Source organism: Cytobacillus sp. (assembly GCF_964223445.1).
GTDB lineage: Bacteria > Bacillota > Bacilli > Bacillales > Cytobacillaceae > Cytobacillus.
On sequence record NZ_CAXQGS010000129.1, the window covers coordinates 115791 to 127172 of the forward strand.

15 protein-coding genes are annotated in these 11382 nt (G+C 39.7%); 11 read left to right on the forward strand and 4 right to left on the reverse strand.

Going from position 1 to position 11382, the window contains the following annotated elements; translation table 11 throughout:
* The first annotated feature begins 2 nt into the window (after positions 1-2).
* The 3 genes from ACEQ1T_RS22480 to ACEQ1T_RS22490 all read left to right on the forward strand — a co-directional run bounded on the left by ACEQ1T_RS22480 (position 3) and on the right by ACEQ1T_RS22490 (position 1954).
* Positions 3-626 (forward strand): CPBP family intramembrane glutamic endopeptidase, encoded by a 624-nt coding sequence (locus tag ACEQ1T_RS22480; protein ID WP_206838272.1) that lies wholly within the window; start codon positions 3-5, stop codon positions 624-626.
* Between the two features lie 54 nt (positions 627-680).
* Positions 681-1403: a LysM peptidoglycan-binding domain-containing protein gene (locus ACEQ1T_RS22485; protein ID WP_370224809.1), complete on the forward strand. Its 723-nt coding sequence runs from the start codon at positions 681-683 to the stop codon at positions 1401-1403.
* Positions 1404-1495: 92 nt separating this feature from the next.
* Positions 1496-1954, forward strand: a complete 459-nt coding sequence (locus tag ACEQ1T_RS22490) for a YpbF family protein (RefSeq protein ID WP_206838268.1) — start codon at positions 1496-1498, stop codon at positions 1952-1954.
* A gap of 56 nt (positions 1955-2010) precedes the next feature.
* On the opposite strand, the gene cotJC is transcribed toward ACEQ1T_RS22490, so the two are convergent.
* The 3 genes from cotJC to ACEQ1T_RS22505 all read right to left on the reverse strand — a co-directional run bounded on the left by cotJC (position 2011) and on the right by ACEQ1T_RS22505 (position 3142).
* Positions 2011-2580: a spore coat protein CotJC gene (cotJC, locus tag ACEQ1T_RS22495; protein WP_206838264.1), complete on the reverse strand. Its 570-nt coding sequence runs from the start codon at positions 2578-2580 to the stop codon at positions 2011-2013.
* Positions 2581-2654: 74 nt separating this feature from the next.
* On the reverse strand, positions 2655-2915 hold the full coding sequence (locus tag ACEQ1T_RS22500; RefSeq protein WP_035330112.1) for a spore coat protein CotJB: 261 nt from the start codon (positions 2913-2915) through the stop codon (positions 2655-2657).
* Between the two features lie 2 nt (positions 2916-2917).
* On the reverse strand, positions 2918-3142 hold the full coding sequence (locus ACEQ1T_RS22505; RefSeq protein WP_370224812.1) for a spore coat associated protein CotJA: 225 nt from the start codon (positions 3140-3142) through the stop codon (positions 2918-2920).
* A gap of 147 nt (positions 3143-3289) precedes the next feature.
* Between ACEQ1T_RS22505 and ACEQ1T_RS22510 the strand changes: the two genes are divergently transcribed.
* From ACEQ1T_RS22510 to ACEQ1T_RS22540, 7 genes are all read left to right on the forward strand, one after another.
* A complete protein-coding gene (locus tag ACEQ1T_RS22510) occupies positions 3290-3922 on the forward strand; it encodes a CBS domain-containing protein (RefSeq protein ID WP_206838261.1) in 633 nt (210 codons plus the stop codon).
* Positions 3923-3981: 59 nt separating this feature from the next.
* Complete coding sequence (locus tag ACEQ1T_RS22515; protein WP_370224815.1) at positions 3982-4386, forward strand: hypothetical protein; 405 nt, start codon at positions 3982-3984, stop codon at positions 4384-4386.
* Positions 4387-4414: 28 nt separating this feature from the next.
* A complete protein-coding gene (locus ACEQ1T_RS22520) occupies positions 4415-5185 on the forward strand; it encodes a metallophosphoesterase (RefSeq protein WP_206838257.1) in 771 nt (256 codons plus the stop codon).
* Between the two features lie 72 nt (positions 5186-5257).
* On the forward strand, positions 5258-6163 hold the full coding sequence (locus tag ACEQ1T_RS22525; RefSeq protein WP_370224816.1) for a MerR family transcriptional regulator: 906 nt from the start codon (positions 5258-5260) through the stop codon (positions 6161-6163).
* Between the two features lie 127 nt (positions 6164-6290).
* Positions 6291-6869, forward strand: coding sequence for a genetic competence negative regulator (locus ACEQ1T_RS22530; RefSeq protein ID WP_206838253.1), 579 nt, complete (start codon positions 6291-6293; stop codon positions 6867-6869).
* Positions 6870-7299: 430 nt separating this feature from the next.
* Entirely contained in the window at positions 7300-8574 is a 1275-nt protein-coding gene (locus ACEQ1T_RS22535; protein ID WP_206838251.1) for a Glu/Leu/Phe/Val dehydrogenase, read from the forward strand.
* A gap of 374 nt (positions 8575-8948) precedes the next feature.
* The gene (locus tag ACEQ1T_RS22540; RefSeq protein ID WP_370224818.1) at positions 8949-9929 is read left to right on the forward strand and encodes a YpdA family putative bacillithiol disulfide reductase; all 981 of its coding nucleotides are present in this window, start codon (positions 8949-8951) and stop codon (positions 9927-9929) included.
* 31 nt (positions 9930-9960) lie between these two features.
* Here ACEQ1T_RS22540 and ACEQ1T_RS22545 read toward each other — a convergent pair whose 3' ends face one another.
* Complete coding sequence (locus ACEQ1T_RS22545) at positions 9961-10929, reverse strand: asparaginase (protein ID WP_370224820.1); 969 nt, start codon at positions 10927-10929, stop codon at positions 9961-9963.
* Between the two features lie 131 nt (positions 10930-11060).
* Between ACEQ1T_RS22545 and ACEQ1T_RS22550 the strand changes: the two genes are divergently transcribed.
* On the forward strand, positions 11061-11382 hold a 322-nt coding region (locus ACEQ1T_RS22550), incomplete at its 3' end, for a PrsW family glutamic-type intramembrane protease (RefSeq protein WP_370224821.1).

Below are 11382 nucleotides of genomic sequence, written 5' to 3' on the forward strand. Positions count from 1 at the left end.
AAATGGGAAAAAGATACGCGGACATCATTAAGGAATTGACAGACAAGGAACTATTATTTCATCTTTATCTTACTCAGTTGCTTATTTTATCCATTTCTTTAATTCTAAGTATAATATTATTTAATAATATTGAGGAATTCCAAGTTCTCTTTGTATTCTATGATATAAATATTCTTGTAATTGGAGCGGCGGCAGGAGCGGCAGTTGTCCTGATAGATATCGGCTTGATGAAGGTTCTTCCGGAAAAATTGTATGATGATGGAGGATTAAATGAGAAAATCTTTCAAAATCGCAGTTTTCTCCATATTGCTTTTATTGCTGCAGTGGTGGCTTTTAGTGAAGAACTTCTATTCAGGGGAGTCATTCAGACTCATTTCGGCCTTGCTATCTCAAGTCTTATTTTTGCGTTTGTTCATTATCGATATCTTTTTAATTGGTTTTTGTTTGTAAATATTATTACATTAAGCTTTTTAATAGGTTATATTTATCATATAACCAATAATTTGCTTGTTACGATTGTTATGCATTTTCTGATTGACTTTCTTCTTGGTATTCTTATTCGAAAACGTTTCCTGAAAAAATCTGAAAGGATAGCGGAAGAGGAGAACGTAATTAACGATCATTAACAGCAGCATCAAAATAAACTTCTTATGATTTTTTATTACAGGAAGGGATGAAACATGAATAAAGAAGACCCTTATAGAGATCAGGCTGAAAGACTCCGTAAGAAGATTGACCGAAAACTGGAAACGGAAAATAGCGGGCAAAAATCAGCGTTGCCGCCACGGAGCCGTGTTCATCAGGAAAAAAGAAAAAAGAGTAATTGGAAGATTAAATACCCTGTTATTCGCCTGCTTGCTTTATTTTTTATCCTACTGCCCATCACCATTTTCAGTATTTATCAATATGTAAGCAGTGATAAAAGCATCAATGCCGGGTTAAATACAGAAAATGAGGAAACAGGTTCTGAAACAGTGGTTTTTGCCACAAATGATGAAGATAAAGGGACAACTATAGAAGTCAGAGAAGAACCGGAATCCCAGGAACCTGAGATAACTGAAAAAGCTGAGGGTGCTCAAGAAAAAGAAGATGCCAAAGTCCAGCAGGAAAAAAAGGCCCCTCAAAAGACTGATATAGAAGATAAAGGATCTGAACCTAATAAGGAAGTTCAGGAAACAGGATCTGAAACTACAGACTCTTCCAAAACAGCCGGGACAAAGGAAGCATTAAAAAAGGAAGGTAAAGTTATTTACCATACGGTTAAACCGAAGGAAACAATTTTTAGAATTGCCATGACCTATTATAAATCCCAGTCGGGAATTGAAAAAATAAAGCAAGCCAACAATTTGCCCTCGAATGAGATACAAACGGGCCAGGTATTAAAGATTCCGCTTGAGCAATAAAAGGATCGAAAACAGGTGCGGCAGCAGTCTCTCCTTCTTAGTCATATAATAATGTACAAGCTCATACATTATTGAGAAAGGGAGGGAGAGTTTTGGAATCGCCGATTAGAATGCTTGATGAACGTACAGACCAGGCTACAAGAAAAATGCTTGAGAAAGTAGTAGAGAGAAAGCAAAAATTTGATCGATTCAAGTCCTGGCATTTAATTGCCATGTGGGCGACTGTATTTATTTCATTTTTATTCTTTTTTTATATTTATAAGAGTGTCATGCTGCCATACTCTTACTCGTTTGCATCCATGTTTTCGGCTTTTGTCAATCAGTCAGCGAATTTCTATTTGCTTGTTTTTACGGTTGGCCTTTATGGACTTATGAATCTTCTGAGGGAAAAAAGGGAGAAAGCAGAAAAAGAATATCATGCCCTTAGGTGTGAGATTATAGATAAGAGCAAAGATCTTTGGAAAAAAGAAGATGAATGGAAAAATCGACATACCGTTTTCGAAATGATGAAAAAAAATTATGATATAAATCTTTATCATGAGAATAAATGACACCATAGAAAATGGAAAAAGAAGCAGCCCGCCTGCTTCTTTTTTGTTAAGTATACTTAAAAGAATTTCTTCTTATCCCGTTCTTCCTTAAGAATCTCTACGGCTTCTCTGAATCGCTGGGAATGAATAATCTCTCTTTCTCTTAAAAAACGGAGTCCGTCATTTAAATCCGGGTCATCACTCATATTAATAATCCACTGATAGGTTGCCCTGGCTTTCTCTTCTGCAGCGATGTCTTCGTATAAGTCTGCTATAGGGTCCCCCTTTGCCTGAATATAAGAAGCTGTCCAAGGCACACCTGCAGCATTATGGTAAAAAAGAGCGTTATCATGGTTGACATAATGGGCATCGAGACCGGCAGCTTTCATTTGATCAGGCGTAGCATCCTTTGTTAACTTGTAAACCATTGTTGCAATCATTTCCAGATGGGCAAACTCCTCAGTTCCAATATCTGTTAGAAGTCCGATGACCTTATCCGGAATAGTATAGCGCTGATTCAAATATCTTAGGGCAGCAGCAAGTTCACCGTCCGCTCCCCCATATTGTTCAATTAGATACTTTGCCAGTTTGGGATTGCATGTGCTTACCCTCACCGGATACTGCAGCTTCTTTTCATAAACCCACATTTTTTCTCAGCCCCCTTCGGAAGTCCGCTAATCTATTGAGCGCCTTCATGCAAGAAGGCGCCTGTGAACCAAATTTATACTTGCCAAGGCCACGGGGCATCATCCCAATTCCATGGCTGACCGGAATAGCTGTGTCCAAATTGCATTAATGGACCATACTTGCTCTCAATGGCATTTCTCAGTTTTTTTCGTTCTTTTGCATAGTGATTGAATTGCTTAATGGCTTCAGTATCATTGTTATGGGTGTCAAGGTATAGAGTCAGATCAACAAGGACAAAATCCACAGCCTGAAGCTGTTCAAGAAGCTGATAGTAATCTGCCGGCAATTGTTTCATGGCTATTGTCCCTCCCTGGCTTTTTCATAGGGACTGTACCACGGATCATAGAAAGCCTTCCAAAGCGTTCCTGCTCTTAAAGCCTCCATTGGTGTAAATTGTTCAAGTCCTGGCCGCTGAAATCCCATATATAGATTTGGAGGAGTGGAATAGGTTTTGACCTTTATCGGGGTGCAGGGGTCAAAGGGGCTTACATATGGGTGCCAGGTTTTACGGAGTGTATTCATTCATAATCCCTCCTTTTTATGCGTCATTGAAACTTATGAAAACTGCAGTGTTTTTATGATTGTTTACTTTAATAAAAAGAGGGGAAAGTTGAGGTGATGGCGAAGTTAAATATCAGGTCTAATTAATATTACTCTGAGGTGATGGCAATGTTTGTGAAAAGTATCATGATCCCCAAACATACCTGTTATACAATCGGACAGGATGCAGCATTGAAAGACGCTCTGGCTTTGCTGGAGGACCACCAGATCGACGGGCTTCCTGTATTGGATGGCGACCAGTATGCCGGCATAATTACGAGATATGGAATATATGAGAAATTCTTTTTGTCAGGGAAATCAAAGGATGATTTTCTTGAAGGGACATTGGTAAAGGATATTGCCACACATCAGGAGCAATATTTAAAAGGAAATGAGATCTTTGAAAAAACGCTTCTGGATTTAAAGGATTTCCCTTTACTTGCTGTTTTGGGTGATAATCGTAAATTTCTGGGCATTGTTACTCGCTTTGATGTCCTCGCTCAATTCCAATCCGCCTTCGGCACCAATAAGTCCGGTGTCAGGATTGCGTTTACTTCGGTAGAAGCGGAAGGGCGAATAGCGCGTTTAGCCGAAATCGCCCATTATTTCCATGAGCACATCATTTCCCTTGTAACCTTTGATGAAACAGACAAACTGGTCCGCCGCATCGTGATGAAGGTGGAAAAAAATAATAATATGGATAAGTTCATCAGCCGGCTCGAAAAATCCGGTTTCCGTGTTCTTGATATAACAGAGGATTAATGTATATATAGTCAACAAAATAAATCCTTTTCATACACTTTGTATGGGAGGGATTTTTAGTGTTTTTAATTTTGCTGAAGCTAATGACAGGTTTTATGAGCGGCATTTTATTTATTAAATTTTTTCCGGTGTCAATTCCAATGGGCATATCGGATATGATTGTCATTTTTGTACTGGAACCGGCGGGCTTTGTCCTGGGAATGACTTTTTTCCTTATCGCATTTATAGCCAACGCAGAGATCATTAGAAGTATAATCGAGTGGACTGCCAGGCTTTTAAAAAATATGAGGTCATCAAAACATATGGATGCTTTATTTGGGCCTGTGCTGAGTTTATTGCTTATTGGAGGCTTTTTTGTTTTGTCAGTCCTTTCGCCATGGGAAGCATTGGCCCTTTTCTGTTTTTCAGTAATTTATGGTATTATTTCTTTAGATTTCAAGAAAATCAATCTTGCCGAAGACTGATTGAAGGCGATTGATGGCAGGAGGATTTATGGAATACTTAATAGCTTTGGCCTTAATTGGCGGTGTGTGTTTACTAATGTTTATGCTTAGGGAGGCATTTGCAGATAGAATTATATATAAAGAGCTTTCTTTTCCTGAATTTCCGGAAAGCTTCGGTGAAGTAAAGCTTTTTTTTATTTCGGATATTCATAAGAGGACGGTGTCAGAAAAGATAATCGGGGAGATTAGAGAGAAGAAGCCTGACCTGGTCATCATCGGCGGCGATCTCTTGGAAAAAGGAGTCCCTTTTGAAAGAGTAAAAAAAAATCTAATGGGGTTAAAGGAATGCGGGCCCGTCTATTTCGTTTGGGGGAATAATGACTATGAAGTGGATTATCACCAGCTTGATGCTCTTCTCCTCGAATGCGGAGTAAAAATTCTCGATAATACTGCCCTTTCCTTTGAATCAGATGAAGGAGAACGTTTTATTTTGATGGGAACAGATGACCTCAGCAAGGATAGGGATCGGCTCGACCTCGCACTTGAAGATGCGGGTTCAGGAGGATTTCGGGTGCTGGTCAGCCATGATCCAAGAATCATTAACAGTATAAAAAAAGAACAAAATATTCACCTGGTTTTAAGCGGACATACGCATGGCGGGCAAATTCATATTTTCGGGCTTAGCCCATATGAGAAGGGGCGGATAAAAGTACTGCCGCAAACAACAATTCTGATCAGCAACGGCTACGGTACGACCGGTGTGCCCTTGCGGCTGGGGGCAAAGCCGGAAACTCATTTCATTACTCTTAATAAAGGCTGAAAATATAACACATCCAGATTTTACAGTTCTAGCGACGGTTTTTTATAATTAGTAATGAATGGAGGGCTGGGCATGGCAACAGAAGAAGGAAAGTATAATATCAAGGCTGTATCTAAGATGCTCGGCATTCAGCCAGGAACGTTAAGAGCATGGGAAAGACGGTATCAAATCGTTGCTCCTAAGAGAAATGAATCAGGTCACAGGCTATATACAGAAGAACATATCAAAGTATTAAAATGGCTGATCAGGAAAGTGGATCAGGGTTTTTCCATAAGCCAGGCTGTTTCCCTTCTCGAAAATAAGGAATTAAATGCCGAGCCGCTTCAGATGGATAAGGAAGGTGATCGGTCTGGTGCCCTCGCCAATGAGCTGCTTGAAGCTCTTCTTCAGTTTAATGAATCAAAAGCACATGATTTAATTAATCAGGCTTTCAGTTTTTATACAATAGATAAAGTCCTAATTGATATATTAGGCTCTCTTCTTGTAAAAATCGGTCATCAGTGGGAAGAGGGGAAAATAACTAGTGCACATGAGCATTTTGCCTCATCCATATTAAGATCCAGAATTGGGATGATTCTGCATTCTTTTCCGCATAATGGAGTCCTGCCAAAGGTGATAGCAGTCTGCGGACCTGGAGAAGCACATGAATTAGGGCTTTTAATTTTTACTTTATTTTTGCGCAGAAGGGGATTCGAGGTCGTTTACCTTGGGACAAGCATCGCTGAAGAAGATATTGATACTGTGATTGATATTGTTAAACCAAAATTTGTATTCTTATCCTGTACGATGAAGTCCAACGTACCTGAAACCCTCAAACTTTCTGAGAGACTTGCAGAGACTAATGGGAAGCTGCATGTAGGCATTGGGGGATTCGGCATTGATACCCTTAGTAATGAAGAAAAAATGAAGTATGAACAGTTTATTCCCGGCGGTTCCACTCATGAGTGGGAAGAATGGATTAGAGAACGGCTCCTATAACATAAGACCTGGCGGTTAAGTTGCCGGGTCTTTTCTTTTTTTTAGTCATACAAAATAAGACGACTCACAAACTGAGCAATGTTTCATACACTAAACCAAAGAGTTGGTTCAGGGCAGGGGGCTTATCATGCGCTTAGAACGTTTGAATTATAATAAAATCAAAATCTTTCTAACCTTAGATGACTTGAATGATAGGGGACTGACTAAGGAAGATGTCTGGAAGGATTCTCTAAAATGGCATCAGCTATTTCATGAGATGCTGGAAGAGGCAAGTGAAGAATTTGGTGTAGATATTCAAGGCACAGTTGCTGTGGAGATATTCTCCATGCAGGCTCAGGGAATGGTTATGATCGTTACAATGGAGGATCAGATGGATGAAGAGCTCCTTGAGGATGGTTTTATTGAAATGCAAGTAACTGTTGAGGGCAGTGAAGATATATTATTCGAGTTCCAGGATTTTGAAGACGTAATTCAAATGGCTAAAGAGCTGAACCGTGTGCAGATTCAGGAAGGAAGCCTATATTGTTATAAAGAAATGTATTATTATCATGTTACAGATTTAGCGGGAGATGACATTCATAGAGTTATTGCCATATTAGCTGAGTACGGTGATTCAGCCTTTACCAGCATACATGTAATTCAGGAATATGGGAAAGTACTTATCGAGTCCAATGCAGTAAAAAAGCTGGTGGAATACTTTTTATAAGTCGGAAGAGGGGGACATCCTCTTTTTTTTTTGAACAAAGGAAGTCTCTTGTTTTGCAGGTTGCCAAAGAGAATAGCTGGCAGGATGATAACAGATAAATGCAGTGAATTTGGATTAAATGGTCATGAACTATATAAAAATTGGGTAAAACAAGTATAGTTAATCAGCTGCAAAAATAGTATAAAAATGGAAAAGTTTTTAAATATACAGTAAAGAAGGAAATGGGATGTTTCTTTTGGGCCTAAACGGGAAAACGGGTACTAGGAGTAAACAGAAAATTCCCTTTAATATCAAGGCTGAGAGCGGTTTCATAAAAATATTAAAAAATGCGGAAAAGTACATGATTCTTCTTGCATAAATTAGGCAAAGGTGTATACTAATCCATGGAAGCGGACAACTAATGAAAGTGATTTTTCTAGGAGGTTTACAAATGGTAGCCGAGAAAGGTACTGATTCAAATAAAGCTGAAAAATTGGACGTCTTAAAGTCGACTCAAACTGTCATACATAAGGCTTTAGGGAAGCTGGGATATTCTGATGAGGTATATGAGCTTCTAAAAGAGCCAATTCGCATGATGACAGTAAAAATTCCTGTACGGATGGATGACGGAACAGTAAAAGTCTTTACTGGCTACCGGGCCCAGCATAATGATGCAGTGGGTCCTACTAAAGGCGGTATTCGTTTTCACCCGAATGTAACTGAAAAGGAAGTCAAGGCACTGTCAATTTGGATGAGCTTAAAATGCGGAATTGTGGATCTTCCATATGGCGGAGGCAAAGGCGGAATCGTTTGTGACCCTCGCGATATGTCCTTCGGTGAGTTAGAGCGGCTAAGCCGCGGGTATGTACGGGCCATCAGTCAAATTGTGGGGCCGACTAAGGATATTCCTGCACCTGATGTATTTACCAATTCGCAGATCATGGCATGGATGATGGATGAATACAGCCGGATTGATGAATTTAACTCTCCAGGCTTCATTACAGGTAAACCACTTGTACTTGGCGGTTCACATGGACGGGAATCAGCAACAGCTAAAGGAGTTACAATTTGCATTCGGGAAGCTGCCAAGAAAAAAGGCATTAATCTCGAAGGTGCAAGAGTTGTTGTTCAGGGATTCGGGAACGCTGGAAGTTTCCTCTCAAAGTTTATGCATGATGCCGGAGCAAAGGTTGTTGGCATTTCAGATGCATATGGCGGTTTATATGATCCGGAAGGCCTTGATATTGATTACCTCTTGGATCGCCGTGATAGCTTTGGCACTGTGACAAAATTGTTTAATGATACAATTACAAATAAAGAGCTGCTTGAACTCGATTGCGATATTCTGGTTCCTGCGGCCATCGAAAATCAGATAACAGAAGAAAATGCACATAATATAAGAGCGGGTATTGTAGTGGAGGCTGCTAACGGCCCGACTACTTTGGAAGCTACACGAATCCTTTCCGAGCGAGGGATACTGCTTGTCCCTGATGTACTGGCTTCTGCCGGCGGTGTAACAGTTTCATATTTCGAATGGGTACAAAATAACCAGGGATATTACTGGACTGAAGAAGAAGTAGAAGAAAAGCTTGAAAAAGTCATGGTCAAATCATTCGATAATATTTATCAGACCTCTCAAACCCGCCGTGTAGACATGCGTCTGGCTGCCTATATGGTAGGTGTAAGAAAAATGGCGGAAGCTTCAAGATTCCGCGGATGGATCTAACTGTAAATCTCCATTGATAAATGTAAGACATTTGAATAATCATAAAAAATCTCCTATCATAAACTGATGGGAGTTTTTTATGTTGTTTTCAGTAAAGTTTGTTGCTTTTTAACTTCAAACTAAGTTTAACCTGTTGAGTTGACCTTCGCTGTGGGTACTTGATCCTCGAAAATGCATCCGCATTTCCATCGTGCGGAGTTAATTCCAGGAAGCTAATTCAGTGTCCTGCGGGAGGTGAGGGCTCTCTTCTCTCCCCGCGGAAAGCAAGTGCCCCGTGCTGAAATCAACGGGCATTATTATAGGCTAAAACAATATCTGTAGAAAAAACAGCAACATGAAATTTTTTCATTGGTATTGATTAAGGAGTGAGAATTTTGAATATAGACGCTATTATTGTTGGCGGAGGACCATGCGGATTGGCAGCTGCCATTGCTCTTCAGGAAGCCGGGAGAAACCCGCTTGTTATTGAAAAAGGCAATATTGTAAACGCAATTTACCACTACCCCACACACCAAACCTTCTTCAGCACAAGCGAAAAGCTCGAAATCGGCGGGGTCCCCTTCATAACGGAAAATTACAAGCCTAAGAGAAACCAGGCGCTGACATATTACCGGGAAGTTGTGAAAAGAAAGAGCATTAAGATTAACGCCTTTGAAAAAGTTCTCAAAGTAGTTAAAAATCAATCTGAGGTATTTGAAGTACACACAGATAAGGGGGATTATACCGCCAATAACGTAATAATTGCTACAGGGTATTACGACCATCCAAATTACATGGAAGTACCAGGAGAGGACCTGCCAAAGGTTTTTCACTATTTCAAGGAAGCCCACCCTTATTTTGATAAAGACGTAACGGTAATTGGCGGGAAAAACTCAAGTGTCGATGCTGCGATTGAACTGGTTAAAGCTGGAGCCCGAGTTACGGTGATCTACCGCGGAACAGAATATTCACCAAGCATAAAGCCATGGATACTCCCTGAATTTGAGTCCTTAGTTAGAAATGGCGTCATTAAAATGGAATTTAATGCACATGTGAAAGAAATCAGTGAAAATAAGCTGACCTACATGGTGGATGGCCAGCAATTCAACATTAAGAACGATTTTGTATTTGCCATGACTGGCTACCATCCTGACCACGGATTTTTAAGGAATATGGGGATTCAAATAAGTGAAGAAACTGGCCGCCCTCATTATAATCCTGAAACGATGGAAACGAATGTTCCTGGAATATTTATTGCAGGTGTTATTGCTGCCGGAAATAATGCCAACGAAATTTTTATTGAAAATGGCAGATTCCATGGCGGACAAATAGCCAAAGCTATAATTGAAAAAGAGAGTGGCAATAACAAAGGCTGATCATATGGGATCAGCCTTTGTTATTAGTTATTTATATTTGAAAAATCTCTTCGATATTTTGCTGGGTTTGCAGTCCGATTAGCAGTTTAATTCTTGCTTTTTGCCCGTTTAGTCCATTCGAGAAAATAACACCCATGTCCTTTAGGTGTTTTCCGCCTCCGTCATAGCCATATACATCTTGAGCAATTCCATTGAAACATCGGGAAACTAATACAATCGGAATATTCTTCTCTGTAAGAGCTTTAATGCCTTCGATTGTAGCTGGAGGCAAATTACCTTGTCCAAGTGCTTCAATCACAACTCCGTCAAAATCTAAATCACCTATAGCATAAAGCAGAGAAGAATCCATTCCGGCAAATGCTTTAATAAGTGTGACTTTTTTTACAGCATCATCTAAAGGATAATATTCTCTATTTGTGGGCGTGTTATGAAATAATACACCTCTCTTTGTGACTATTCCGATTGGTCCATACTGCGGGCTTTGGAAAGTAGATACATTGCTTGTGTGTGTCTTTGTCACATTTTCCGCAGTATGAATTTCATCATTTAGAACAACCAGAACCCCTTTGTCTTTTGCTTCTTCGCATGAAGCTACGCGAATGGAGGAAATTAGGTTGTAAAGTCCATCAGAGCCGATTTCATTACTTGATCTCATAGCACCAGTAACAACGATGGGAAGGGATGTTTTAACAGTCAGATCCAAGAAATAGGCTGTCTCTTCTAATGTATCTGTCCCATGGGTAATGACTACGCCGCTAATTTCTTCCTTCGCCAGGTATTTTGCAATAATTTCCTTCAATTTTAGCATTTCTTTAGGTGTTATATGCGGTGAAGGTAGATGAAAAGGCTCTTCAACCAGTAATTCTGCAAGGGAAAGCAGTTCCTTTGTTTTTTCAGTCAATGGATTATTACCTGTCGGCTTAACAGCACCAGTTGCTGCATCCTCACTCATTGAAATGGTGCCTCCGGTGTGTATAACCAGTATCTTTTTTTTCTCCATGTTTATCCCCCAATTCTAGCTTTGAAACAAATTATGATGCGAAATATTTGTTTTCCAATATTTGAATAATCATTTTAATTCTTTCTATATCATGATACGATTAAGAAAACAGATTGAAAAGAGGGCAGCTCATGCTGGGAATATTATCCGCTGGCATCGCGCCGGGGTTGGCATTATTAAGCTATTTCTATTTAAAAGATCAATATGAGTCTGAACCCATATCAATGGTTTTTAAAACTTTTTTGTTTGGTGCTTTGCTCGTGTTCCCAATCATGTTCATCCAGTATGTTTTAGAGACTGAAGGGGTCCTGCAGTCTAGTCTGATGGACGCATTTCTTTCATCAAGCCTGCTGGAAGAATTCTTTAAATGGTTTATATTATTTTATACTATTTATCAGCATATCACATTTTATGAACCATATTATGGAATTGTGTATGGTGATTCTGTATCAC

Bases quoted from the DNA above. Each gene is read 5' to 3' on its own strand.
- ACEQ1T_RS22480 (WP_206838272.1), top strand. From the start codon at position 3: ATGGGAAAAAGATACGCGGACATCATTAAGGAATTGACAGACAAGGAA.
- ACEQ1T_RS22485 (WP_370224809.1), top strand. From the start codon at position 681: ATGAATAAAGAAGACCCTTATAGAGATCAGGCTGAAAGACTCCGTAAG.
- cotJC (WP_206838264.1), bottom strand. From the start codon at position 2,580: ATGTGGGTTTATGAAAAGAAGCTGCAGTATCCGGTGAGGGTAAGCACA.
- ACEQ1T_RS22500 (WP_035330112.1), bottom strand. From the start codon at position 2,915: ATGAAACAATTGCCGGCAGATTACTATCAGCTTCTTGAACAGCTTCAG.
- ACEQ1T_RS22505 (WP_370224812.1), bottom strand. From the start codon at position 3,142: ATGAATACACTCCGTAAAACCTGGCACCCATATGTAAGCCCCTTTGAC.
- ACEQ1T_RS22510 (WP_206838261.1), top strand. From the start codon at position 3,290: ATGTTTGTGAAAAGTATCATGATCCCCAAACATACCTGTTATACAATC.
- ACEQ1T_RS22520 (WP_206838257.1), top strand. From the start codon at position 4,415: ATGGAATACTTAATAGCTTTGGCCTTAATTGGCGGTGTGTGTTTACTA.
- ACEQ1T_RS22525 (WP_370224816.1), top strand. From the start codon at position 5,258: ATGGCAACAGAAGAAGGAAAGTATAATATCAAGGCTGTATCTAAGATG.
- ACEQ1T_RS22530 (WP_206838253.1), top strand. From the start codon at position 6,291: ATGCGCTTAGAACGTTTGAATTATAATAAAATCAAAATCTTTCTAACC.
- ACEQ1T_RS22535 (WP_206838251.1), top strand. From the start codon at position 7,300: ATGGTAGCCGAGAAAGGTACTGATTCAAATAAAGCTGAAAAATTGGAC.
- ACEQ1T_RS22545 (WP_370224820.1), bottom strand. From the start codon at position 10,929: ATGGAGAAAAAAAAGATACTGGTTATACACACCGGAGGCACCATTTCA.